General features: G+C 67.2%; 22 protein-coding genes. 10 read left to right on the top strand and 12 right to left on the bottom strand.

What is annotated here, in order from left to right:
- Positions 1 to 38: 38 nt before the first annotated feature.
- A complete protein-coding gene (locus tag ACY3GB_RS21290) occupies positions 39 to 680 on the top strand; it encodes a hypothetical protein (RefSeq protein ID WP_463090491.1) in 642 nt (213 codons plus the stop codon).
- Here the strand turns inward: ACY3GB_RS21290 and ACY3GB_RS21285 are convergent.
- Positions 677 to 1,441: an AraC family transcriptional regulator gene (locus ACY3GB_RS21285; protein WP_463090490.1), complete on the bottom strand. Its 765-nt coding sequence runs from the start codon at positions 1,439 to 1,441 to the stop codon at positions 677 to 679. The genes ACY3GB_RS21290 and ACY3GB_RS21285 overlap by 4 nt on opposite strands.
- A gap of 95 nt (positions 1,442 to 1,536) precedes the next feature.
- Here ACY3GB_RS21285 and ACY3GB_RS21280 point away from each other — a divergent pair, with 95 nt between their 5' ends.
- Complete coding sequence (locus ACY3GB_RS21280; protein ID WP_463090489.1) at positions 1,537 to 2,688, top strand: Bcr/CflA family efflux MFS transporter; 1,152 nt, start codon at positions 1,537 to 1,539, stop codon at positions 2,686 to 2,688.
- 144 nt (positions 2,689 to 2,832) lie between these two features.
- The gene (locus ACY3GB_RS21275) at positions 2,833 to 3,093 is read left to right on the top strand and encodes a hypothetical protein (RefSeq protein WP_463090488.1); all 261 of its coding nucleotides are present in this window, start codon (positions 2,833 to 2,835) and stop codon (positions 3,091 to 3,093) included.
- A gap of 128 nt (positions 3,094 to 3,221) precedes the next feature.
- On the opposite strand, the gene ACY3GB_RS21270 is transcribed toward ACY3GB_RS21275, so the two are convergent.
- Together ACY3GB_RS21270 and ACY3GB_RS21265 are read right to left on the bottom strand one after the other, a co-directional pair.
- Positions 3,222 to 3,980 carry a YdcF family protein gene (locus ACY3GB_RS21270; protein WP_463090487.1) on the bottom strand — a complete coding sequence of 253 codons (759 nt, stop codon included), beginning with the start codon at positions 3,978 to 3,980 and terminating at the stop codon, positions 3,222 to 3,224.
- Between the two features lie 53 nt (positions 3,981 to 4,033).
- Positions 4,034 to 4,813 (bottom strand): substrate-binding periplasmic protein, encoded by a 780-nt coding sequence (locus ACY3GB_RS21265; protein WP_463090486.1) that lies wholly within the window; start codon positions 4,811 to 4,813, stop codon positions 4,034 to 4,036.
- A gap of 446 nt (positions 4,814 to 5,259) precedes the next feature.
- Here ACY3GB_RS21265 and ACY3GB_RS21260 point away from each other — a divergent pair, with 446 nt between their 5' ends.
- Entirely contained in the window at positions 5,260 to 5,976 is a 717-nt protein-coding gene (locus ACY3GB_RS21260; RefSeq protein ID WP_463090485.1) for a substrate-binding periplasmic protein, read from the top strand.
- A gap of 183 nt (positions 5,977 to 6,159) precedes the next feature.
- Here the strand turns inward: ACY3GB_RS21260 and ACY3GB_RS21255 are convergent, their stop codons facing one another.
- The 9 genes from ACY3GB_RS21255 to ACY3GB_RS21215 all read right to left on the bottom strand — a co-directional run bounded on the left by ACY3GB_RS21255 (position 6,160) and on the right by ACY3GB_RS21215 (position 16,586).
- Positions 6,160 to 6,870 carry an ABC transporter ATP-binding protein gene (locus tag ACY3GB_RS21255; protein WP_011135058.1) on the bottom strand — a complete coding sequence of 237 codons (711 nt, stop codon included), beginning with the start codon at positions 6,868 to 6,870 and terminating at the stop codon, positions 6,160 to 6,162.
- The gene (locus ACY3GB_RS21250; RefSeq protein ID WP_021478328.1) at positions 6,867 to 7,637 is read right to left on the bottom strand and encodes an ABC transporter ATP-binding protein; all 771 of its coding nucleotides are present in this window, start codon (positions 7,635 to 7,637) and stop codon (positions 6,867 to 6,869) included. Before ACY3GB_RS21250 ends, ACY3GB_RS21255 begins: the two co-directional genes overlap by 4 nt.
- Before the next feature lie 2 nt (positions 7,638 to 7,639).
- On the bottom strand, positions 7,640 to 8,731 hold the full coding sequence (locus ACY3GB_RS21245; RefSeq protein ID WP_463090484.1) for an ABC transporter permease subunit: 1,092 nt from the start codon (positions 8,729 to 8,731) through the stop codon (positions 7,640 to 7,642).
- Between the two features lie 16 nt (positions 8,732 to 8,747).
- Positions 8,748 to 9,677 carry a branched-chain amino acid ABC transporter permease gene (locus ACY3GB_RS21240; RefSeq protein ID WP_463090483.1) on the bottom strand — a complete coding sequence of 310 codons (930 nt, stop codon included), beginning with the start codon at positions 9,675 to 9,677 and terminating at the stop codon, positions 8,748 to 8,750.
- Positions 9,678 to 10,338: 661 nt separating this feature from the next.
- Positions 10,339 to 11,685, bottom strand: coding sequence for an N-succinylarginine dihydrolase (astB, locus tag ACY3GB_RS21235; protein ID WP_463090482.1), 1,347 nt, complete (start codon positions 11,683 to 11,685; stop codon positions 10,339 to 10,341).
- Positions 11,686 to 11,695: 10 nt separating this feature from the next.
- Complete coding sequence (gene astD / locus ACY3GB_RS21230) at positions 11,696 to 13,156, bottom strand: succinylglutamate-semialdehyde dehydrogenase (protein WP_463090481.1); 1,461 nt, start codon at positions 13,154 to 13,156, stop codon at positions 11,696 to 11,698.
- On the bottom strand, positions 13,156 to 14,199 hold the full coding sequence (astA, locus tag ACY3GB_RS21225) for an arginine N-succinyltransferase (RefSeq protein WP_463090480.1): 1,044 nt from the start codon (positions 14,197 to 14,199) through the stop codon (positions 13,156 to 13,158). The genes astD and astA overlap by 1 nt, the downstream gene beginning before the upstream one ends.
- Before the next feature lie 12 nt (positions 14,200 to 14,211).
- Complete coding sequence (gene aruF, locus ACY3GB_RS21220) at positions 14,212 to 15,231, bottom strand: arginine/ornithine succinyltransferase subunit alpha (protein WP_463090479.1); 1,020 nt, start codon at positions 15,229 to 15,231, stop codon at positions 14,212 to 14,214.
- Positions 15,232 to 15,371: 140 nt separating this feature from the next.
- Positions 15,372 to 16,586: an aspartate aminotransferase family protein gene (locus ACY3GB_RS21215; RefSeq protein ID WP_463090478.1), complete on the bottom strand. Its 1,215-nt coding sequence runs from the start codon at positions 16,584 to 16,586 to the stop codon at positions 15,372 to 15,374.
- A 407-nt stretch (positions 16,587 to 16,993) separates the two neighbouring features.
- On the opposite strand from ACY3GB_RS21215, the gene ACY3GB_RS21210 reads away from it, so the two are divergent.
- The 6 genes from ACY3GB_RS21210 to ACY3GB_RS21185 are packed head-to-tail and all read left to right on the top strand — an operon-like array spanning position 16,994 to position 24,674.
- Complete coding sequence (locus ACY3GB_RS21210) at positions 16,994 to 18,487, top strand: carbohydrate porin (RefSeq protein WP_463090477.1); 1,494 nt, start codon at positions 16,994 to 16,996, stop codon at positions 18,485 to 18,487.
- A 33-nt stretch (positions 18,488 to 18,520) separates the two neighbouring features.
- Positions 18,521 to 19,642, top strand: a complete 1,122-nt coding sequence (locus ACY3GB_RS21205) for an NHL repeat-containing protein (RefSeq protein ID WP_463090476.1) — start codon at positions 18,521 to 18,523, stop codon at positions 19,640 to 19,642.
- Positions 19,639 to 20,928, top strand: coding sequence for an iron uptake transporter deferrochelatase/peroxidase subunit (gene efeB, locus ACY3GB_RS21200; protein ID WP_463090475.1), 1,290 nt, complete (start codon positions 19,639 to 19,641; stop codon positions 20,926 to 20,928). Before ACY3GB_RS21205 ends, efeB begins: the two co-directional genes overlap by 4 nt.
- Positions 20,929 to 20,952: 24 nt before the next feature.
- Positions 20,953 to 21,957, top strand: coding sequence for an iron ABC transporter substrate-binding protein (locus ACY3GB_RS21195; RefSeq protein WP_463090474.1), 1,005 nt, complete (start codon positions 20,953 to 20,955; stop codon positions 21,955 to 21,957).
- On the top strand, positions 21,958 to 23,577 hold the full coding sequence (locus tag ACY3GB_RS21190; RefSeq protein WP_463090473.1) for an ABC transporter permease: 1,620 nt from the start codon (positions 21,958 to 21,960) through the stop codon (positions 23,575 to 23,577). It abuts the gene before it with no gap.
- A complete protein-coding gene (locus tag ACY3GB_RS21185; protein ID WP_463090472.1) occupies positions 23,565 to 24,674 on the top strand; it encodes an ABC transporter ATP-binding protein in 1,110 nt (369 codons plus the stop codon). Before ACY3GB_RS21190 ends, ACY3GB_RS21185 begins: the two co-directional genes overlap by 13 nt.
- Positions 24,675 to 24,729 lie beyond the last annotated feature (55 nt).

The following is a 24,729-nucleotide window of genomic DNA, read 5'->3' as shown; positions in this document are numbered from 1 at the left end:
GCGCCCCCGGCCCCCCCGCTTCGCTTTGAAAGATATCGATGAAAGTCTTGTCTATCGCCGCGCTGGCGCTCGCCGCCCAGCAGGCGCTCGCCGCCCCGCCCGACCTGCAGGCCGTGGTCCGCTACGAAACCGTCAGCCTCGGCGCCGACGGCGTCGAGAAAACCGTCCGCTACAGCGAACGCTGGGTGCGCCAGGACGGACATGCCTGGCGCGAACGTCTGAACGCCGGCGCGCCGCACCGCCACGACGACGACGGCCACCAGCACCTGGACTTCGCCGCCGCGCCGCGCCACGTCTGGCGCGACGCCAAAGGCAAACTGAGAGTGGAATTCGTCCACGCGGCCAAGCAGGAAAGAATCGTCGTCGAGCCGCGCGAATGGCGCGACGCCGGCTTCGACGGCTCCTGGGCGCGCGCCAGCCAGCTGGTGGACATGGCCAAGATGCGCGGCTTCGCCAGGAAAGCCGGCGGCGCGGATGTCGCGGTCTACAGCAAGGCGGGCAAGACCTTGCGCTGGAGCGAGCGCTGGCAGATGCCGCTGCAGGTGTCGCTGCGCTCGGCCGACGGCCGCCAGCGCGAGACCATCAGCGTGGAGCCGCAAGCGCTGCCGGCCGGTTTCGTCCCGCCCTGGCGGCGCAGCGCCGGCTGGCCGGCGCGCGACTACCTGGATACGCTGGATTAGGCTTGGGCGTAGCGCGCCGGCGTCTCGCCGGTGTGTTGGCGGAAAAAGGCGATGAAGGCGCTGTCGCTGGCGAACGCCAGCCGCTGCGCCGTCTCGCTCGCCCCCATCCCGTCGGCCAGCAGCTCCATAGCCCGCAACAGGCGCCACTGCTGGCGCCAGGCCTGGTAGCTCATGCCGGTGTCGCGGATGAAGATGCGGCTGATGGTGCGCTCGCTGGCCCCCACCTGCTCCACCAGCTGGTTCAGCCGCGGCGGCAGCTCGCCGCGACGCACGCTGTCCAGCCAGGCCGCCAGCCTGGCGTCGGTGGGAAACGGCAGCCGCCAGTTCTCCCCCCGCGCCGCCTGCAATTCTTCGGCGAACACCGCCAGCAGGCCGGCCTGTTTTTCAACGGGCCAATCCCACGGCCAGAACGCCATCCGCTCTATCACCTCGCGCAATAATGGATTGACCTCCACCACCTGCAAGGGCGGCGCGGGAAACGGCAGCTCGGCGGCGAAATACAGCGAACGATAGGCGACCACGCCGCGCATCCACACCCGGTGCGCGGTGCCGGCCGGAATCCAGGCCGCGCGGCTGGGCGGCAGCAGGCACAGCGTGTCCGCCAGCTCGATGGTGATGCAGCCTGCGGCGGCGAACAGCAGCTGGTGGCGGCGGTGGCAGTGGCGGCCGGAATCGTGCAGGCCCATGTCGGCGGCGATGCCTATCACCGGCGCGTCGAAACCGTCGGCGTCGAATCCCTGTCCGGCCAGAATCAAAGCCATATGTCCGATTTTCAATAGATAAAGTCCTCATCATTGTAATCAGACACATTTCCTTTCTCTAGACTGGCGGCCGTCAAGAAAGAAAGGAAAAAACAATGAAAACGACGACCCGTCCGGCGCTGTGGCTGCTGACGGCGCTGATCACGTTCCCGCAACTGGTGGAAACCATTTACAGCCCGGCATTGACCGACATCGCCGCCGCCTTCGGCGTCAGCCAGACGCGCGCTTCGCAAACGCTGTCGGTCTACTTCCTGGCCTTCGCCGCCGGCGTCGCGCTGTGGGGCTGGCTCAGCGACGTTCTCGGTCGCCGCCCGGCGATGCTGCTGGGCCTGGCCTGCTACGGCGCCGGCTGCGCGCTGGCGCTGGCCGCCCCCGATTTCGACACCCTGCTGCTGGCGCGGATGATTTCCGCGCTCGGCGCGGCGGCCGGCTCGGTGGTGGTGCAGACCATGCTGCGCGACAGCTACGATTCGATCCGGCTGGCGCGCGTGTTCTCGCTGCTGGGCGCGGCGCTGGCCTTGAGCCCAGTGCTGGGCCTGGTCAGCGGCGGCTGGCTGGCCGGCCATTTCGGCCACCAAGGCGTGTTCGCCGCCCTGCTGCTGCTCGCCTTCGCGCTGCTGGCGCTGGCGCTGGCGGCTCGAAGGCTGCCGGAAACCCGTCCGCCCGGCACGGTCCGCCCCGCTATGGCGCGGCTGGCTGGCCGCATGCTGCGCGACGCAGAGCTGTGGCGCAACGCGATGCTGGTGGCGCTGTTCAACGCGATGCTGTTCAGCTACTACAGCCTGGCGCCCTTCCTATTCGAGCGCCAGGGCTGGAGTCCCAGCCAGTTCGGCTGGTCCGGCGCGGCGCTGGCCGCCGCCTCGCTGCTGGGCAGCCTGCTGAACCGCAGGTTGCTGGGAAGCGGACGGCAGCCGGCGCAGTTGGTGCGGGCCGCCTGCCGGCTGGCACTGGCCTCCGGCCTGGCCGCCTGGCTGCTTGGAGATTCGGCATGGATACTGCTGCCGGTCACCGGCGTGGTGATCGCCTTCGGCATCGCCATTCCCAATGTGCTGAGCCAGGCGCTGCGCCACTACCGCGAACAGGCCGGCGCCGCCGGCGCCTTGTTCGGCCTCAGCTACTATCTGCTGCTGAGCCTGATGCTGGCGCTGGCCGGCCTGGCGCAAAACCTCGGTCTGGCGCTGAGCGTCTGCGCCGCCGCCGCGCTGTTGTGCCGCCCCGTTGAAACGACTCGAATACAGCGAGGCTGAAACGCAAGCGGCGCCTGCGCCGCCCGTCCGCTCATCGCGCCTATCGTCATTTCATTGCCAGCGCGGCGCATTCCGTCGCAATCCCATGTCGCGGCGCCGGACGGCGGCCTAGAGTCGGGATACACACAGACACGGGAGAATCGCATGAACCGGCACAATCACTCGGAAGCGTTGACGGACCTCAACGCCGCCTGCCGCAAGATAACCCTTTACTGGCGGCTGTATGTGGATTGGCTGATGGCAGTCGGCTGGGGGCGGCTGGCGCTGTTATCCCTGCTCGCCCTCATCCTGTGCGGCATGTTGATGCTGCCGGGCCTGGCGACCTTGCTGATACTGGTTTCCATCTTGGTAAAGCTCCTTGCCGGCCCGCGCCGCGCCCCCCAGGCGCTGCCAGACAAATCATAGCAATGCGACGCGCGCCGCCGTCCATCGCCCCGCATCGCCACTGACATGGAAAAGCCCCGCCTCTGCTGGCAGGGCTTGTCCCTTGACACCAATGGCTCGCAATCGCCGACAAAGCGACGAACCGGCGCTCAGGCGCCCGGCCGCAGGCGGTAATACAGCAAGCCGATGTACTCGCGCAGCAAGGCATGGCACTCGTCCATCGCCTTGCCGCTGGGAAGGTAGCGGCTGAACGCCGGGCCTTCGTAACGAATGAGGCCGGTCGGGGCCGGCAACACTTGCAGGCCCTGGCGCTGGAAAAACGGCACCGCCCGCGCCAGATGCCAGCCCTGGCTGACCAGCGCGACGCGCGTCGCGCCATCCGCCTTCAACATCGCCGCCGACAAGCGAGCGTTGTCCAGCGTGGTGTCGGAGCGGTCTTCCACCCAGCGCGCGCGGATGCCGTAATCGTCGCGCAGCGCGCGCGCCATCACCGTCCCCTCGGGCTCTCCGCCCAAAGGCGCGCCGCCGGTCACCAACACCGGCTTGCCGCTGTGGCGCGCGAGATAAGCGGCGTAGCGCAGCCGCGCCAGCGTGTCGCCGGACGGAACGTTGCCGCCGAACTCCGGCGCCGCCCGCTTGCCGCCGCCCAGCACCACGATGGCGTCCACGGCCGACAAATCGGCCGGACGGATGGGCGGATAGCGCTCGACTCCCTGCGCCAGCCACTCCACCGTCTGCGGAATCGACAACAGATAAGTCAGCGCCACGCCAAAGGCCAGCAACAGCCGGCCGACATGCTGCCAGCGCCGGACCAGCATCGCGCCCGCGACGATGGGCAATAGATTGAGAATCGGCGACAGCAGCAAGGCCCCCAACAGGCTGTGCCAAAAAACGGTGTGGCTGAACATGATTTCCCTTGTCGAAATTGGCAGGCATCCCGCGCGGCGGGCATGCCCGCGCTTTATTTTTCAGTCGGCGCGCCGCTCAGCCCCGGCACAGGCTCGCCAGGCAGCCAGCGGCGGTAGATGGCGGCGAAGCTGCCATCCCGCTTCATATCGTCCAGCGCCCGCTGCCAGGCGTTGACCACGGCATCGGAAGTCTTGAGCGAAAACGCGATATAGCCCGCAGTATGAATGAAGGTATAGGCCTTGCGCACGTCGGCGGGCTGGTAACCCAGTTGCTTCAATTGCGTGGGCAAGGTGGTGTTCTCGCTGGCGATGACTTCGGCCCTGCCATGCATCAGCATCGATACCATCTGGTTGGGCGTGACGATGGCGTTCAGATTGGCAAATCCCTGCGACGACAACATCAGCTGCAGGTACCAGTCGCGCACCACCAGGATCTGGCCGAGCTTTCTGGCCTCGTCCAGAGAAGCCAGTCTGAGCTTGCTGTCGCGCCGGACGAAGAAGCTGCCCAGCGTGGTGGTGACCGGCCCCACCCATTTGAACCGATGCTCGCGCTCCGCGATCCGGTTGGTGTTGAACAGCGCCGTGTTTTCCTGGGTTTGCGCCAGCAGGTAGCCCCGCGCCCAGGGCATGACGGTAATGGGATCATGGCTGCCGACACGGCGCTGGATCTCCTGCACCACCTCGACCACCAGTCCGGCGGGCCTGCCGTTCCGGCTGAAAGTGAGCGGCGGATCGTCCTCGGTGAGGATATCCAGCGCAGGCAATCCGCCAGCCTTCGCCGATAGCGCCAAGATGGAGAACAGCGCGGCGAACAGCAGGCGGAAGCGGCTCATGGCGGTCTGCGCGATAGGAGGGTATGACTTGTAATTTAGCGAAGGAAGGCTCTTTGCTCAATCCGCAAGCGATGCACGGCTCCGGCCGCCACCAAACATCAGCATTTCATCATGTGCGCGGCCGCCACACCCGAGCGCGTCCCGCGCCGCCGCCGCGGCAAGGGGTGGTCGATGCCGACGCAGGCGCGCCGCGCCTGGCCATCCGCAAAAAATCATGAGCTTGGCCGCGCCTCCGCCCTGCGGCCAACAGCAAGGCTAAGGACATGCCAGCGCGCCGCCGCGAGCCATCGAGATGCTGGCCGGATACCGCGCGCGCATCCCTCTCAAGACCTCCCGGCCCCGCTCTCGCGGCCAAGGTTTGTCGTTATACTCGAATCACGCACACCAAGCCGCTTGCGCGGCGGCAACCATGGAGGGAGGCGATGGCCAGCCGGAAATACACGCTCATGCTTGCGCTTTCCCTATCCTTCCTCGTCGGGGCGGCGCGAAGCGCCGACACCCTGACGCTGGCCGCCTCCGAATATCCGCCCTATATGTCATCGCAAATGGCGAACGGCGGCGTGGCGGTGGCCATCGTCCGCGAAGCCTTCCGCCGCGCCGGCTATTCCGCCAAAACCATTTACCTGCCTTGGGCCCGCGCGGTCAGCGAGGCGCGCGACGGCCACCTGGACGGCATCGTCGGGCTGTGGACCACGCCCGAGCGCCAACGCCTCTTCCTGTTCTCCCAGGCCTTCCTCGACAACCGCATCGGCTTCTTCAAGCGCCGCGACGACAGCATCCGCTACCAAGCGCTGGCCGACCTCAAGCCCTACACCATAGGGATCGTGCGCGGCTACGCCAACTCCGAGGCCTTCGACGCCGCCCGGCTGAAGACCGATGAAACACTGAGCGACGCCAGCAATCTGGCCAAGCTGGCCGCGCATCACATCGACCTGGCGCTGATAGACCACGGCGTCGCCAATTACCTGCTCGACGGCAGCCTGGCCGCGCTCGCGCCCAAGCTGGAGTGGCTGTCGCCCGCCGTCGTCGTCTACCCGATGCGCCTGGGCATCGCCAAGCGGCAGCCGCAGTCGGCAAAGCGCATTCAGGACTTCAACCGCGGCCTGGATGCGATGCGGCAGGACGGCACGCTGGACAAGATGCTGAAGGAAGCGAAAATCTGAAAGCCCATCCAGATCTTCGCGGTTAGCCGGACGCGAAGGGGCGGGACGCATCGGATAGGCCTTCGCGTCTCGCAAGCCCGACCCCGGCAGCCCTGCACAAGATCATGAAGCCATGGCCTGCAGCCAGAAAAGAAAATCCCCCGCGGGCCAAGCCGGCGGGGGATTCGGTGACGCCGGCGAGGCTCACTCGCCCAGGTAGGCGTTGCGCACGCGTTCGTCGTTGAGCAGTTCCTTGGCGTCTCCGCTCATGGTGATGCGGCCGCTTTCCATCACGTAGCCGCGCTGCGACACCTCCAGCGCCAGCTTGGCGTTCTGCTCCACCAGCAGCATGGTCACGCCCTGCTTGGACACCATCTGGATGATCTCGAAGATCTTCTCGACGATGATGGGCGCGAGGCCCATCGACGGCTCGTCCAGCAGCAGCAGCTTGGGCTTGGACAGCATCGCCCGGCCCATCGCCACCATCTGCTGCTCGCCGCCCGACAGGGTGCCGGCCAGCTGCAGGCGCCGCTCCTTCAGGCGCGGGAACAGTTCGTAGACATGCTCGATCTCGCTCTGGATGGCGGCCTTGTCGTTGCGGTAGTAGGCGCCCATCTGCAGGTTTTCCTCCACCGTCAGCTTGGCGAACACGCCGCGGCCTTCCGGCACCATGGCCAGGCCATGGCGGACGAAATCGTGCGACGGAATCGACGCCACGTCCTTGCCGTCGTAGACGATGCTGCCGCCGGACTTCTTCACCATGCCCACCAGCGTCTTCAGCGTGGTGGTCTTGCCGGCGCCGTTGGCGCCGATCAGCGTGACCAGCTCGCCCTGGTCGATGTGAAAATCGATCCCCTTGACTGCCTGAATGCCGCCATAGGCCACTTGCAGGTTTTTGACTTCCAGAATGCTCATGCGTGGGCCGCTCCCAGGTAGGCTTCGATCACTTTCGGATTGCGGCGCACTTCTTCCGGCACGCCCTCGGCGATCTTCTTGCCGTAATCCAGCACCGCGATGCGGTCGCACAGACCCATCATCAGCTTGACGTCATGCTCGATCAGCAGCACGGTGACGCCGCCGTCGCGGATCTTGCTCATCAAGGCCTTCAACTCTTCGGTTTCGCGCGGGTTCATGCCGGCGGCCGGCTCGTCCAGCGCCAGCAGCTTGGGCTCGGTGGCCAGCGCGCGGGCGATCTCCAGACGGCGCTGGTGGCCGTAGGACAGGTTGCGGGCGCGCTCCTCGGCCACGTCGGCGATGCCCACGTACTCCAGCAGCTCCCAGGCCTTGGCCTCGATCGACCGCTCCTCGTCCATCGTGCCCTTGTCGCGCAGCACCGCGCCCAGCGCGCCCGCCTTGGAGCGGATGTGCCGCCCCACCATCACATTCTCCAGCGCCGTCATCTCGGCGAACAGGCGAATGTTCTGGAAGGTGCGGGCGATGCCGGCGGCCACCACCACGTGCGGCTTCTGCTGGAACAGATCGTGGCCGTCGAACGCGAACTTGCCCTCGTCCGGCACATACAAGCCGGTCAATACGTTGAACAAGGTGGTCTTGCCGGCGCCGTTCGGTCCGATCAGGCCGTAGATCTCGCCCTTGTTGATGGTCAGCCCGACGTCGCTCAGCGCGTGCAGGCCGCCGAAGCGTTTATGAATGCCTTCGATTTTCAGCAAAACTTCAGCCATGATTAACCTTTCTGCGCAGCCGCTTCTTCTTTGGCATGCTGGAACTCAGCCTTGCGGCGCTTGGATGGCCACATCCCTTCCGGGCGGACCAGCATCATCACCACCATCGCCAGGCCGAACAACAGCATGCGGGCGTTCTCGGGGTCGATCAGCATGCGGCCTACGGTTTTCATCTGCAGCGGGCCGATCACGTCGCGCAGGATTTCCGGGGCGATGGTCAGCACCACCGCGCCCAGGATCACGCCCGGGATATGGCCCATGCCGCCCAGCACGATCATGGCCAGGATCATGATGGACTCCAGCAGGCTGAACGATTCCGGCGACACGAAGCCCTGGAAGGAGGCGAACAGGCCGCCGGCGACGCCGCCGGACAAGGCGCCCAGGCCGAAGGCCAAGAGCTTGATGTTGCGGATGTTGATGCCCATCGCCGCGGCGGCGATGTCGTCCTCGCGCAGCGCCACCCAGGCGCGGCCGATGCGGGAGTGCTGCAGGCGCCAGGCCATGATCACCACCAGCACGGTCAGCGCCAGGAACAGGTAGTAGTACAGGTAGACGTTGTGGAAGCTCAGGCCGAACAGCTCGATGGTCTGGCCCAGCGACGCGCCGCCGATGTGGATCGGGTCGATCAGGTTGATGCCCTGGGGACCGTTGGTGATGTTGACCGGCGAGTTCAGGTTGTTCATGAAGATGCGCACGATCTCGCCGAAGCCCAGGGTCACGATCGCCAGGTAGTCGCCCTTCAGCTTCAGCACCGGCGTGCCCAGCAACACCCCGCCCAGCGAGGCGAAGGCCGCGCCCAGGGGAATGGTCAGGAAGAACAGCCAGTGGATGTCGAAGTGCGGCGAGCTCAGCAGCGCGTAGGTATAGGCGCCGATCGCGTAGAAGGCGATGAAGCCCAGGTCCAGCAGGCCGGCGAAGCCCACCACGATGTTCAGGCCCAGCGCCAGCATCACGTAGAGCAGCGCGAAGTCGATGATGCGCACCCAGGAATTGCCCAGCGTGCCGCCCACCAGGAACGGCAGCACGGCGAGGAGGACGGCGCAGGCGGCGAAGACCGCCATTTTCTTGCCGGTGCTCAGATGGTTCAGATCCATGTCTCTCTCCTCCGGATCAGGCGCGGTCGGCCATTTTTTCGCCCAGCAGGCCGGACGGACGGAAGATCAACACCGCGATCAGCACCATGAAGGCGATGATGTCCTGGTAGTTGGAGCCGAGGAAGCCGCCGGTCAGCGTGCCGATGTAGCCGGCGCCCAGGCTTTCGATGATGCCCAGCAGGATGCCGCCGGCCACCGCGCCGCCCAGGTTGCCGATGCCGCCCAGCACCGCGGCGGTGAACGCCTTCAGACCGATCATGAAGCCCATGTAGTAGTGGGCCTGCTCGTAGTTGGTGGCCACCATCACGCCGGCGATCGCGCCCAGGCCGGAGCCGATGACGAAGGTGGCGGAAATGATGGTGTTGACGTTGACCCCCATCAGGCCGGCCACGGCCGGATTCTGGCTGGTGGCGCGCATCGCGCGGCCGAGCTTGGTCCTCTCTACCATCAGCAGCAAGCCGGCCATGATCGCCAGGCACAGCACGATGATCACGATCTGCAGCTTGGTGATGCTGGCGCCGAAGATGGTCACCACGTCATGGTCGAGAATCTGCGGGAAGGGGATGTAATTGCGGCCCCAGATCAGGATGGCGACCTGTTGCAGCACGATGGATACGCCGATGGCGGTGATCAGCGGCGCCAGGCGCTGCTTGCCCCGCAACGGACGGTAGGCGATGCGCTCGATGGTGAAGCCGAGCAGCATGCAGGCGGGAATGGCCACCAGCAGGCCGATCAGCACCAGCGCCGGCCCCGGAAGGTTGATGCCCATGCCCATCAGGGTGGTGATGACGGTGATGGTGACCATGGCGCCGAACATCACGACTTCGCCGTGGGCGAAGTTGATCAGGCCCATGATGCCGTACACCATGGTGTAGCCCAGCGCGATCAGCGCATAGATGCTGCCCAGAACGAGGCCGTTCAGGATTTGCTGCAGAAAAATGTCCACGTTTGGAGATCTCCTCTGATTGTCTACCCGGCAGCTTTGCGGGATGTCTCCTCTTATTGACTGCTGCCTGTTTTACTGCCTGGGACGCGCCGTTTTTCTGGCTTCTGTCTGACAGGCGAACCGATTATCACCATGTATCCAATCGACTGTCAATTGCGAATAGTCGCCTCAAAAACAGCCTGTGAAACAGGGTTTTAAAATCAATTCATCCATTTGATTTTAAAAGGATTTTTATTGTTTTCTTCATGTGGAAATTTACTATAGACCCAACTTGGCAAAAGTCTTTCCCTTTTACCGCCCATTTTACATTTCGGTCATATTTGCCATTCTTTTTATTCACATTCGAACAAGCCGCTTGCGTTGCGCGCATTCATTGCGAACAAACATGCATGAGCATCTTTCATTTGCATACAATCTACAGTACCACTTGCTATCCATTTTTCAGCCACGGCCCGCCTTGAGAAAATTTCTTGCGAAAGCGCCAGTCCCTCTGCGACTTCATGCCGGCGCCGATTAACATATGCAACATCCATGCCAATTTTCACCATAGTCCCGCATTTGGAATGGCCGGCAAGCAATTTGTTAACAGCCGCTAAATCCGTGGACGATAAAAAACCCGCGCCGGCGCTGCCGGGGCGGGTTGTCTTGCCGAAAACGCGGCTCAGGCCAACTGGAAGGGATAGACGCTGCCCAGGCCCAGGATGCGGGTCAGTTCGTCCAGCGCGCCGCGGCATTCGGCCAGCAGCTGCGGATCGGCCAGATCCTCCGGCGCCAGCCGGTCGCGGTAATGGCGCTCCACCCAGTCGTTGAGCGTCGAAAACAGCGCGTCGCTCATCAGCACCCGGGGATTCACCGCCGCCAGCTCGGCCTCGGTCAACGCCACCCGCAAGCGCAGGCAGGCCGGGCCGCCGCCGTTCTGCATGCTCTGCTTCAGGTCGAACGCCCTGACCTCGTCGATCGGGCCGCCGCTGGCGATCAGCTTTTGCAGATAGCTCCACACCCGTTCGCTGTTGCGGCACTCTTCCGGCACCACGATCAGCATCTTGCCGCCAGGCTTGGACAGCAGCTGGCTGTTGAACAGGTAGCTCTTCACCGCCTCTTCCACCGTCACCTCGGCGCGCGGCACCTCGATGGCGGTGAAGCGGCCGCCGCGGGCCGCCAGCTTGCGGGCGATCTCGTCCAGCACATCGGCCTGGTTGAGGAAGGCCTGCTGATGGTGGAACAGCACTTCGCCGTTGCCGACCGAGATCACGTCGTTGTGGAACACGCCGGCGTCGATGGTGTCCGGGTCTTGCTGCGCGTACACCACGCCGGCCTCGGCCAGGCCGTGCAGCCTGGCCACCGCCTGGCTGGCCTCCAGCGTCTGCCGCGCCGGAAACTTGGCAGGCTTCGGGTAGCGCATGTCGAAAGCCGCCGCGCCGAACACGAAGAACTCCACCCCCGGCTGGCCGTAGCCGGCGCAGAAGCGGGTATGGTTGGCCGCGCCCTCGTCGCCGAAATGCATCTGCGCCGGCAGCGCCTCATGCACCGCGAAGCGCGCCTCGTCGGCGAACATCGCCCGCAGCACCCGGCCGGTGGTCGGATGCTCGATCGAGCGGTGGAACTTGTTGTTCAGATTGGCCGGCGTGAAATGCACGCGCCCGTCGGCGGTGTCGGCAGACGGGCTGACCGTGGCCGCGTTGGCGGTCCACATGCTGGACGCGGAGGTCGCCGCCGCCAGCATCGCCGGCGCTTCCTTGGCCGCGCGGGCGATCACCTCGGCGTCGCTGCCGGAAAAGCCCAGCCGGCGCAAGGACGCCACGTCGGGCCGCTCCTGCGGCGCCAGCACGCCTTGCTTGAAGCCCAGGTCATGCAGCGCCTTCATCTTCCGCAGGCCCTGCTTGGCCGCCAGCTTGGGATTGGACGCCGCGCTGACGTTGCTGGTGGAGGCGACGTTGCCGAAAGACAGGCCGCTGTAGTTGTGCGTCGGGCCGACCAGGCCGTCGAAATTCACTTCATACGCGTTCATCGTCATCCCCTCACAGCAAGATGCCGGGCGACAGCTGCGCCGGCAGCGCCAGGCTGTCGCACTCCAGCGAGGCCACAGGGTAGGCGCAGTAATCGGCCGCGTAGTAGGCGCTGGGGCGGTGGTTGCCGGACGCGCCGATGCCGCCGAACGGCGCGGCGCTGGAGGCCCCGGTCAGGGGCTTGTTCCAGTTGACCACGCCGGCGCGCGATTCCAGCCAGTAGCGGTCATACAGCTCGCGGCTGTCGGACAGCACGCCGCCAGCCAGGCCGAAGCGGGTATCGTTGGCGATGGCGATGGCCTCGTCGAAATCGGCGTAGCGGATCACCTGCAGCAGCGGACCGAAGAATTCCTCGTCCGGGCGGACCACGGCCGTGGTATCGACGATGCCCGGCGTCAGCATCGCCGCGCCCTCTTCCACGCGGCGCATCGCCAGCAGCGGCTTGCCGCCCGCGGCGATCAGCGCGTCCTGCGCCTTGAGCAGCGCGTCGGCGGCGGCGTTGGAGATCACCGCGCCCAGGAACGGCGCTGGCTCGGCGTCGAACTTGCCGACGCGCAGCTTGCCGGCCACCTCGACCAGGCGGGCGACGAAAGCGTCGCCCCACTGGCCCTGCGGCACGAGCAAACGGCGCGCGCAGGTGCAGCGCTGGCCGGCGGAGACGAAGGCGGACTGGATCACGTGATGCACCGCGCCGTCGACGTCGGCCACCGGGCCTACGATCAGCGGGTTGTTGCCGCCCATTTCCAGCGCCAGGATTTTGTCCGGGCGGCCGGAGAACTGCTTGTGCAGCAGCGCGCCGGTGGCGGAGCTGCCGGTGAAGAACAGGCCGTCCAGGCCCTCGTGGCCGGCCAGCGCCACGCCGGTGTCCTTGGTGCCTTGCACCAGGCCGATCACGCCGGCCGGCAGGCCGGCCTCGGCCCACAGCTTGACGGTTGCCTCGGCGGTCCACGGCGTCAGTTCGGACGGCTTGAAGATCACCGCGTTGCCGGCCAAGAGCGCCGGCACGATGTGGCCGTTGGGCAGGTGGCCGGGGAAGTTGTACGGGCCGAACACCGCCACCACGCCGTGCGGCTTGTGGCGCAGCACTGCCTGGGCGTCGCCCATCGCCGCGGCGCGCTCGCCGGTGCGCTCGGCCAGCGCCTTCAGCGAGATGTCGATCTTGCCGACCATGGTGGTCACTTCGGTGGTCGCCTCCCACAGCGGCTTGCCGGTTTCCTGAGCGATGACGCGGGCCAGTTCGGCCTTGCGCTCGGTCAGCAGCTCGCCGAAGCGGCGCACCACTTTGGCGCGTCCGTCCAGTCCCACGCGCGCCCAGGCCGGGAAGGCGGCGCGGGCGGCGCGCACGGCGGCGTCCACCTGGCTGCCGCTCGCCGCGCGGCCCTGCCACAACGGGGCGTTGTCGGCGGGATTGGTCTTGGCCATGGCTTCGCCGTCTCCGGCCAGCCATTTGCCATCGATGAACAGACTGCTCATTACACTGCCTCCTTCGGCGTCAGCGTCACGCAGCGCACGTGATCGCCATCCTTAACCTTGAGCGCCCGCGCCAGATCCGGCGTCAGGCAGAATTCACCCTGCGGCCGCGCAGACTCCACCAGCACCGCGCGGTAGTCCTGCAGGGCGTCGTTGCAGACCAGATAGCATTCCTTGTCGCCGTCCGGCAGCGGATCGACGACGCGCGCCGGCAGGCGCTGGCTTTCCTTCACCGCGCGGATGTCGCCGGTGTAGGCCTGCACGGTCGGGCCGGCGTCGAAGATGTCGACATAGCCCTCGTAGCGGAAGCCTTCCGACTCCAGCATCGCCACCGCCGGGCGGGTGGCCTCGTGGGTGAGGCCGATCACCGCCTGCGCCTCCGGCTCCAGGAAGTCGACATAGACCGGGTGCTTGGGCATCAGCTCGGCGACGAAGGCCTTCTGGCCGATGCCGGTCAGGTAGTCGGCCTCGGCGAAGTCGATGGAGAAGAAATGGCGGCCCAGCGCCTCCCAGAACGGCGAGCGGCCGTTCTCGTCGGACACGCCGCGCATCTCGGCCACCACCATCTTGCCGAACAGCTGCGGAAACTGCGCCAGGAACAGGAAACGGCTCTTGGACAGCAAGCCGCCGTTGCGCTTGACGCGGTAGTCCGGGTGCAGATACAGCGTGCACAGTTCGGAATAGCCGGTGTGGTCGTTGGACAGGAACAGGGTCTCGTGGCGGCTGTAGACGCCCAGTTCTTCCGACGCGTGGACGATGGTGCCGATGCGGTAGTTGTACCAGGGCTCCTTCAGGCCGACCGCGGCCTCCACCGCGCAGATGCCGGCCACCTTGCCGTTTTCCGAATCCTCAAGCACGAAAACGTAGCCGTGGTCGGCGCGGTCCAGCTCGCCGGAGAAAGACAGCACCGAACGGGCGATGCGCTTCTGCAGCCGGTCTTCGTTGATCGGCAGCGAGGTCAGGCCCACGCCGCCGCTGGCGGCGCTCCTGGCCAGCTCCATCAAGCCCGGCAGATCCTTGTGTTCAACGGGACGGATAAACATCATGGCCAGGCCTCCTTAGTCTTGCTGCAAACCGGCGACGCGCACCATGTCGCCGCTGGATACGCCGAGCGCCTTGGCCGCGTCGGGATTGATGAAGGCCACGCCGTCCACCACCGCCACGCGGGCGGCGGTGGCGGCGAAGCCGGCCAGGCGCTGGTTGCTGACCAGCTGCAGGCTGGCCTGCGCCGGCAGGCTGGCCTGGATTTCCACCGGGTAGCTGCGGCTGTGCTCCACCGTTTTCAGGCGGTCCAGCTCGGCAGTCAGCACCGCGCCGCCGTCGAAGATGTCCAGATAGTTGTCGGCTTCGAAGCCTTCCTTGCACAGCAATTGGCACACGCGCTCGAAGTGCGGATGAATCTGGCCGATCGCCTGCTGCGCCTCGTCCGGCAGCAGCGGCACGTAGATCGGGTAGCTGGGCATCAGCTCGGCGATGAAGGTCTTGCTGTGGCTGACGAAGGCCTGCTCCACCTGCAGGAAATCCAGGTTGAAGAAGCGGCGGCCGATGGCGTTCCAGAACGGCGACTGGCCGGCGTCGTCATGCACGCCCTGCATCTCGGCGATGATGCGGCGGCCGAAGCGCTCGCGCTCGCCGGCGATGAACAGCAGCCGGGCGCGCGACATCAGCTCGGCGGCGATGGCCTCCAGCCCGCTGTCGACAAAGAAGCCGCACAGCTGCACGGTGCCGGTCAGGTCGTGGCAGATGTTGAGCACGTGGACGCGGTTGTTGACCTTCAGCGCGCGGGAGGCGTGGACGGCGGTTTCGCTGCGATAGCTGTAGAACGGCTCGTCGAAGCCGGCCGACGCGCAGATCGACGCGGTGCCCACCACCGCGCCGCCCTGCTCCAGCGCGAACATGTAGTAGTCGCGGCTGGACTCGCCGCTGGCTTCGTGCTCGAAGGCGCTGACCGATTGCTGGATGCGTTCGAACAGCTTCTCGCGGTTGCTCGGCAAGCTGGTGACTCCGATGCCGCTGGCCTGGGCCAGCCGCTCGATCGCCGGCAAATCCGAAGTGCGGACGGGACGCACGGTAAACATGGGACTACCTCCCTGGGTTGGGGGCGGCCGCGCGAATCGCGGGCGCAGCCGCAGCCGCGACCCGGCCGAAGCGGGGTCGTGGCGTTGAGTCTGGGTCTAGAGAGCCGGGCGGCGCAGCCGCCCGGCAGGCCTTGCCTGGCTTACTTGGCGGACTGCAGATCGGCGATGGCGGCGTCGAGGCGCTTCAGGCCCTCGTCGATGTCCGTATCGCTGATCACCAGCGACGGCGCCAGGCGCAACACGCTCAGGCCCGCCACCAGAATCATCAGCTGCTGCTTCTCGGCAGCCTTCAGGAATTCGCGCGCGCGCCCGTTGTATTCGTCGGTCAGCACGCAGCCGATCAACAGACCCTTGCCGCGCACCAGCTTGAACACCTTGTATTTGGCGTTGATCGCTTCCAGACCGGCCACCAGGCGGTTGTGGCGCGCCTCGACGCCGGCGAGCACCTCGGGAGAGCTGACGATGGACACCACCTTGTGGGCCACCGCACAGGCCAGCGGATTGCCGCCGTAGGTGGAGCCGTGGCTGCCGATGCCGAAGCTCTTGGCCACTTTCTCGGTAGTCAGCATCGCGCCGATCGGGAAGCCGCCGCCGATGCCCTTGGCGGAGGACAGGATGTCCGGCGTCACGCCGTACTGCTGGTAGGCGTAAAGCGCGCCGGTGCGGCCCATGCCGCTTTGCACTTCGTCGAAGATCAGCAGCGCGTTGTGCTGGTCGCACAGCGCGCGCGCGGCCTTCAGGAAGGCCGGATCGGCCGGCAGCACGCCGCTCTCGCCCTGGATGGGCTCGATCACCACCGCGCAGGTCTTGTCGGAAATGGCCGCCTTCAGCGATTCGATATTGTTGAATTCGAAATGATCGATGCCGCCCGGCACCGGGCCGAAGCCTTCGGTGTACTTGGGCTGGCCGCCCACGCTGACGGTGAACAGCGTGCGGCCGTGGAAGGAGTTGACGCAGGACAGGATCTGGTTCTTGTCCGCGCCGAAGTTGTCATGAGCGTATTTGCGCGCCAGCTTGAACGCGGCCTCGTTGGCCTCGGCGCCGGAGTTGCAGAAGAACACGCGCTCGGCGAAGGTCTTCTCCACCAGCAGGCTGGCCAGCTTCAGCGCCGGCTCGTTGGTGAACACATTGGACACGTGCCACAGCTTGCCCGCCTGCTCGGTCAGCGCGGACACCAGCTCGGGGTGGCAGTGGCCCAGCGAGTTGACGGCGATGCCGCCGGCCAGGTCGACGAATTCGCGGCCGTCCTGGTCCCAGACGCGGGAGCCTTCGCCGCGAACCGGAATGAAACCGGCCGGGCCGTAGTTGGGCACCATGACCTGGTCGAAATCAGCGCGGGTTACCGAATTGCTCATTGATGGTTTTCCTTCCTTGTTCTGTCTTGCGCCAACGCTTTTTCCGCGCGGCTGTTTTTACATGCTCGATCGATTCTAAAGGAAGCGGACGAGAAGTCACTATCCTGTTTGCGACACCGCCGTACAAAAAGCATTCATTAAAACATGGTTTCGTGTTTGACAATCAGCAATATCCATTTCTTGCGCCACTCTTACGCCCCATCCGCCGCCTCGACGGCTGTTTGACAAAAAAAACCAGAAATGCAGTCAACCATTGAGAATGATTTTCGTTTTTCTATGCTGAAACAGTCCACTGCCGTACAACGGCGGCGGTCATGGCTTCGCGGCCGGCGCGCTCCGGCCGAATAACGAGAACGATACGCATTAATCAGGATGCAATGGAACCCCTGTTAGGGAGAAGTGACACTGTGAAACGATACGCACCACCCCGCCGCCGGTTGCTGGCCTGCGCCGTCGCCTCCAGCCTGCTGCTGGCCGGCCACGCCCGCGCCGCCGACAGCGCCGACGCCGACGTCAATCCCGCCGACCTGCCCGAAGCCGACCAGGCGATCACGGCCAAGCCCGATAGCCAGTGGACCGGCTGGTGGAACCGCTCCACGCTGCTGGGCGACATGGGCGGCCTGCGCTCCGCGCTGGGCCGCAACGGCGTCACGCTGGGCCTGGCGGAAAGCAGCGAATACCTGCGCAACGTCAGCGGCGGCACGCGATACGGCGGCGCCTACCAGGGCCTGTCCACGCTGACGCTGGGCTTGGATACCCAGCGCGCCGGCTGGTGGAACGGCGGCAGCTTCAACGTCAGCGTGCTGGATATCCACGGCAAGCCGTTCAGCGCCGACCACGTCGGCAGCATCCAGAGCGCCAGCGGCATCGAGGCCGACCGCGCCACCCGGCTGTGGGAGGCCTGGTTCCAGCAGCAGCTGGACGGCGAGCGGCTGGATGTGAAGATCGGCCAACAGAGCCTGGACCAGGAATTCATGGCCACCCAGTACGGCGGCGCCTTCATCGGCACCATGTTCGGCTGGCCGGCGGTGCCGTCCGCCGACTTGCCCGCCGGCGGCCCCGCCTACCCGCTGTCCGGCCTGGGCGTGCGCTTGCGCGGCAAGATAGGCGACAACCTCACCTGGCTGGGCGGCGCCTTCGCCGGCGACCCGACCCGAGACGTCAGCCAGAATCCGGCCGATCCGCAGCAGTTGAACAAGCACGGCACCACCTTCAGCCGCCACGGCGGCACGCTGTTCATCGGCGAGCTGCAATATGGCCGCAACCTGCCGTCCAACGGCGCGCTGGAAACCCCGCGCCCGCTGAACGGCATCGGCGGCCTGCCCGGCACCTACAAGATCGGCTTCTGGTATCTGAACCAGAAAACCGCCGATACCCGTTGGGACGTCAACGGCCAGCCGCTGGCGCTCAACCTGGCCAGCCCGCAGCTGCACAGCGGCAACTACAGCGTTTACGCGGTGGCCGACCAAACCGTGTGGCGGCCGGCCGAGGACAGCGCGCGGACGCTGAACGTGTTCGCCCGCGTGATGGGCGCGCCCGGCGACCGCAACCTGGTCAGTTTCTCCGCCAACGCCGGCGTGACGCTGACCGCGCCGTTCGCCGGCCGCGACAACGACACCGTCGGCCTGGCCTTCGGCTACGTCAAAGTGGGCAACCACGCCGCCGGCAACGACGCCGACACCGGCATCGCCAACGGCAACCCGGCCTATCCGGCGCGCGGCGATGAAACCCAGGTCGAAGCCACCTATATCTATCAATTGACCCCGTGGTGGCAATGGCAGGCCGACGTGCAGTACGTGCGCAACGTCGGCGCCGGCGTGGTGTCGCCGAACGACCCGAGCCAAACCCAGCGCATCCCCAACAGCTGGGTGGTGGGCCTGAAGACCAACATCACCTTCTGAGCGCGGGCCTCCGCCCCATTGGAGAATGCAACGATGAAACTGGAATTTCCGCAGCGCAAGCTGCTCGCCGCCGCCTGCGCCCTGCTGGCGCTGGCGGGCGGCGCCCAGGCCGGCGACGCCTTCCTGGCCGGCATCAAGCGCCACACCGTCTTGACCAACACCGTGCCGGACAACGGCGACCAGAACCCGTACGCCATCGTCGTCTCGCCGATCACTTCCGGCAAGATCAAGGCCGGCGACGTGCTGGTGGACAACTTCAACAACGCCGCCAACCTGCAAGGCATGGGCAGCACCATCGTCGACTACCACCCGGACAGCAAGAACCTGACGCTGTTCGCGCAGATTCCGCGCACGCTGGCGCAGTGCCCGGGCGGCGTCGGCCTGTCCACCGCGATGGCGGTGCTGAAGAGCGGCTGGGTGATCGTCGGCAGCACGCCCAGCAACGACGGCACCACCGACACCAAGGGCGCCGGCTGCCTGATGGTGCTGGACACCGAAGGCAAGCTGGTGGACGTGTGGTCCGGCCCGGACATCAACGATCCCTGGGGCAATATGGCGGTGATAGACAACGGCGACAAAGCCACGCTGTTCGTCAGCAACGCCGGCTTCGGCGTCGGCAGCGCCAAGGGCGCGCCGCCGGTGATCAACCAGGCCACCGTGCTCAGGCTGGATCTGGAGATCCCGGCCGGCAAGCCGCCCAGGATCGCGGGCCGCACCGTCGTCGCCAGCGGCTTCGGCGAGCAGGCCGACAAGGGCGTGTTCCTGATCGGCCCCACCGGCCTGGTCTACGGCAAAGACGACAAGCTCTACGTGTCCGACGCGCTGGGCAACCGCATCAGCGAGATCTGGGACGCCGCCAGCCGCACCACCAGCGCCGGCGTCGGCCGCACGCTGACCCACGACGGCCTGCTGCTGCGCCCGCTGGCGCTGACCGCCACGCCGCAGGGCCACCTGTTGGCCACCAACGGCTCTAACGGCAAGGTGGTGGAAATCGACCCGGCCACCGGCGAACAGCTGGGCGCGCGCTGGATAGACGCCAACAAGGCGCAGACCCCGCCCGGCAACGGCGACCTGTTCGGCATCGCCTTGACGCCGGAGGGCGACGGCTTCTACTACGTCACCGACGACAACAACAATCTGGTGCTGGCGAAATGAGCGATAGCAAAGCGCCCAAGCAATCGACCCGGCGCGGTTTTCTCGCCGGCGGCGGCGCGCTGGCGCTGGCCGGCTGGCTGGGCGGCGCGCCGGGCATCGCCCGCGCGGCGGCCGTCCGCGCCAAGGCCGCGCCGGCCAAGGACCAGGAGCCCTTCTACGGCCCGCACCAGGGCGGCATCCTCACCCCCCAGCAGCAGAACAGCTACTTCGCCGCCTTCGACCTGGCCGACACAGCCAAGCGCGAAGACGTGATCGCGCTCTTGAAAGCCTGGACCGAGGCCGCCGGCCGCCTGACGCGCGGCCAGCCGGCTCGCGCACTGAGCGGCCAGGCCGACAAAGCGCCGCTGGACTCCGGCGAAGCGGTCGGCCTCGCCGCCGCGCGGCTGACCCTCACCTTCGGCTTCGGCCCCGGCCTGTTCAGCAAGAACGGCGTCGACCGCTACGGCCTGGCCGCGCGCCGGCCGGAAGCGCTGGTGGACCTGCCCAAGTTCAACGGCGACCAGCTGGTGCCGGAGAAGAGCGGCGGCGACTTGTCGATCCAGGCCTGCGCCGACGATCCGCAGGTGGCCTTCCACGCGGTGCGGCAGCTGGCCGCGCTGGCCGACGGCGTCGCCGCCGTGCGCTGGGTGCAGACCGGCTTCGCCAGCGGCGCGCCCGGCGGCGGCACCCCGCGCAACCTGATGGGCTTCAAGGACGGCACCAACAATCCGTCGCCGAAAGACCCGGCGCTGATGAGCCAGTTCGTCTGGGTCGGCGACGAAGGCGGCTGGATGAAGGGCGGCAGCTACCTGGTGGCGCGCCGCATCCGCATCGCGCTGGAGCACTGGGACAAGACCGAGCTGGGCTTCCAGCAGGAAGTGGTGGGCCGCTACAAGGACAGCGGCGCGCCGCTGGGCCAGCGGCATGAGTTCGAGCCGCTGAAGCTGGACGCGACGGACAAGGACGGCAACCCGGTGATTCCGGACACCGCCCACTCGCGCGTGGCCTCGCCGCAGGAGAACGACGGCGCCCGCATCCTGCGCCGCGCCTACTCGTACAACGACGGCGCCAACTTCACCGCCGAGCGCTGGCCGCCCTGGCGCCAGGGCATCGAATACGATGCCGGCCTGTTCTTCCTCGCCTACCAGCGCGACCCGCGCACCGGCTTCATCCGCATCAACAAGAAGCTGGCGGCGATGGACATGATGAACCAGTACATCACCCACGTGGCCAGCGCCATCTTCGCCTGCCCGCCCGGCGCGCGCCCCGGCGGCTATATCGGCGAAACGCTGTTCGCCGGCCTGTAACCCCCGCTTGCAAAGGAAAGACAAATGAACACGAAAAAACTGATCGCCGCGCTGCTCGCCGGCGGCCTGCTGGCTGCCAGCCAGCTCTCTCTCGCCGCCAGCCTGGTGCTGTACAACGCCCAGCACCCGCAGACGGTGAAGCTCTTGGCGGACGACTTCGAGAAGATGAGCGGCATCGGCGTCAAGATCCGCTCCGGCGAGGGCCCGGAGCTGTCTGCCCAGCTGCTGGCCGAGGGCAAGGCCTCGCCGGCCGACGTCTACTTCGCCTCCAACTCGCCGGAGCTGATGCTGCTGGAAGGCAAGCAGATGCTGGCCAAGCTGCCGGCCGCCACCCTGTCGCCCATCCCCGCGCGCTTCAGCTCGCCGCAGGGCGAGTGGGTGGGCGTGATGGCGCGCGAAAACGTGCTGGTCTTCAACACCAAGCTGGCCGCCGGCGCCCAGATGCCGGCCTCGCTGATGGATCTGGCCAAGCCGCAATGGAAGGGCAAGCTGGCCATCGCCCCGTCCGACGGCGACTTCCTGCCGTTGGTCAGCGCGGTGCGCGCGCTGAAGGGCGAGCCGGCGACGCTGGCCTGGCTGAAGGGCCTGCGCGACAATGCCCAGACCTTCGACGACAACGAAGGCGTGGTGGCGGCGGTGAACCGCGGCGGCGTGGCCGTCGGCATCATCAACAACTACTACTGGACCCGCCTGCAGATGCAACTGGGCAGCAAGGGCATGCGCAGCCAGCTCTACCACTTCGGCAACGCCGACGTCGGCGCGCTGATCAACGTGTCCGGCGCCGGCATCCTGAAAACCGCGCATAACGCCGACGCGGCGCACAAGTTCCTGGCTTACCTGGTCAGCCCGCGCGCCCAGCAGCTGATCGCCAAGAGCAACATCTCGTTTGAATACCCGCTGCTGCCGAGCGTGGCGCCGGCTCCGCAGCTGAAGCCCTTCAACCAGCTGAACCCGCCGCCGCTGGACATGCAGAAGCTGGGCGACGACAGCCAGTCGGCCAAGCTGCTGCGCCAGGCGGGGCTGCTGTAAATGAACGCCGCGGTCCTGCGCCTGGCCGCCGGCGCCCGCCGGCGGCCGCTGGGCCTCACCGCCTGCGCCGCGCTGGTGGCCGCGCTGGTGCTGCTGCCGCTGGGCTTCACGCTGTGGCAGGCGATCAGCTACGGCGGCGGCGCCGCCGCCGAGCTGCTGTTCCGCCCCATCGTCGCGCGGCTGGCCGGCAACACCGTCTTGATCGTGCTGGCCAGCACCGCCAGCTGCGCCGCGGCCGGCACCGCCTCGGCCTGGCTGGTGGAGCGCACCCGGCTGCCGGGCCACAAGCTGTGGGCGCTGCTGTGCGTCGCGCCGCTGGCCATCCCGCCCTTCATCACCAGCTTCGCCTGGGTGTCGATCAGCCCGGAGCTGCAGGGCTTCTGGGGCGCCTGGCTGGTGCTGACCACCGCCTACACGCCGCTGGTCTATCTGCCGGTGTCGGCGGTGCTGCGCAATATGGACCCGGCGCTGGAGGAAACCGCGCGCGCGCTGGGCTTGTCGCCATGGTCCTGTTTCCTGCGGGTGACGCTGCCGCAGTTGAAGCCGGCGCTGTTGGGCGGCATGCTGCTGGTGGCGCTGTCCACGCTGTCCGAGTTCGGCGCCTTCATGCTGCTGCACTTTCACACCTTCACCACCGAGATCTACGCCGAATACCGCGCCAGCTTCGACAGCGCCGGCGCTTCGCTGTTGGCCAGCGTGCTGATGGCGGCAGGCGTGCTGATCCTGCTGGCCGAGCTGCGCGTGCGCGGCCAGGGCCGCTACCAGCGGCTGGACCGCGGCGCGCGCCGCGCCGCCGGCCGGCTGGAGCTGGGCTGGAAACGCTGGCCGGCGCTGGCCTGGCTGCTGCTGCAAGCTTCCGCCACGCTGCTGGCGCCGATCGCCACCATCCTGTACTGGACGCTGCAGCCGGGCGCGGACGCGGTGACGCCGGCCGAGGTGTCGCCGCAGTTGCTGCTGTCCGCCGCCGCCTCTTCGCTGGGCCTGGGCCTGTCCGCCGCCGCGCTGACCACGCTGCTGGCGCTGCCGCTGGGCTACCTGCTGGCGCGCCATCCGGGCCGGCTGGCACACCTGCTGGAACGGGTGGTGTATCTGGCTCAGGGCGTGCCCGGCATCGTCATCGCGCTGGCCCTGGTCAACCTGGCCATCCAGTGGCTGAAGCCGCTGTACCAGACCGCGGCCATGCTGGCCCTGGCCTACGCCATCATGTTCCTGCCGCTGGCCCTGGTCAGCGTCAGGAGCGCGCTGCTGCAGGCGGAAAGCCGGCTGGAGGAGCTGGCGCGCTCGCTGGGGCTCAACTGGTGGCAGGCGCTGTGGCGGGTGGTGCTGCCGCTGGCCGCCCCTGGCCTGGGTGCCGCCGCCAGCCTGGTGTTCATCTCGGTGATCACCGAACTGACCGCCACGCTGCTGCTGGCGCCGATAGGCACCGAGACGCTGGCCACCCAGGTATGGGCCGACACCGCCGCGCTGGCCTTCGCCGCCGCCGCGCCGTACGCGGCCATCCTGATCGCGCTGTCGCTGTCCGCCACCTGGCTCTTGATGTCCTGCCTGGGACGCGGCGCGGTGCTGGGCGGCCAGGCGCAACCATGGAATCAACAGGAAGAGCCGCCATGTCGGAACTGAAGATAGAGAATCTGGGCAAGCGCTTCGGCGCGCACCGGGTGCTGGACGACATCAGCCTCACCGTGGAGCAAGGCTCGCTGCTGGCGCTGCTGGGCCCGTCCGGCAGCGGCAAGACCACGCTGCTGCGGCTGTTGTGCGGCTTCGAGCGCTGCGACGAAGGCAGCATCGTCATCGGCGGCAAGCTGGTCAGCAGCCCGCAAGTCCACCTGCCGCCGGAAAAACGCCAGATCGGCTACGTGCCGCAGGAAGGCGCGCTGTTTCCCCACCTGTCGGTGGCCGACAACATCGTGTTCGGCCTGCCGCGCGCCGAGCGCCGCGAACGGCGCCGGGTGGCGGAGCTGTTGGACATGGTGGGCCTGCCGGCCGATTTCGCCGGCCGCGCGCCGCAGCAGCTGTCAGGCGGCCAGCAACAGCGGGTCGCCTTGGCGCGCGCGCTGGCCCCCAAGCCGGCGCTGGTGCTGCTGGATGAGCCGTTCTCCGCGCTGGACGCCGCGCTGCGCGCCGAAACCCGCCAGGCGGTGGCCGACGCGCTGGCCGCCAGCGGCACCACCGCGCTGATGGTCACCCACGACCAGGCCGAGGCGCTGACCATGGGCCGCCGGGTGGCGGTGCTGTGGCAAGGCCGGCTGCTGCAGGTGGCCGCGCCGCTGGCGCTGTACCAGCGCCCGGCCAGCCCCGAGCTGGCGGACTTCGTCGGCGACGCGGTGCTGCTGCCCGGCCGCGCCCACGGCGGCGAGGCGCAATGCGCGCTGGGACGGTTGCCGTTGCTGGACGGCATGCCGCAGGGAGACGTGACCGTGCTGCTGCGGCCGGAGCAGATCAGCCTGCTGCCGGCCGGCGACGCCGGCGTCCAGGCCAGGGTGCTGGATGTCAGCTTCTACGGCCACGACGCCAGCGTGCGGCTGGCGCTGGAAGACGGCTGCCTGCTCGCCGCCCGCGTCCCCGGCCACCGCTGCCCGCAGCCGGGCGAGGCTGTCGCCTTGCAGGTGGAAGGCGCGGCGGCCTGTTTCGCGGCGGCCGGCGGCTCAAGCAGCGGCGGCGGCATCGCTACTGCCCGGCTGCAGCACAGCACGGCATTGTTTCGGCAGAGGGAGTGAGGCTTTCACTCTCTACCGAGAACGAAGCCAACGCTCGTAAAAAAAGCCTTCCCGA

It is taken from the genome of Chromobacterium sp. Ag138 (genome assembly GCF_055181315.1).
This window is presented reverse-complemented; position numbering and strand designations above follow the sequence as displayed.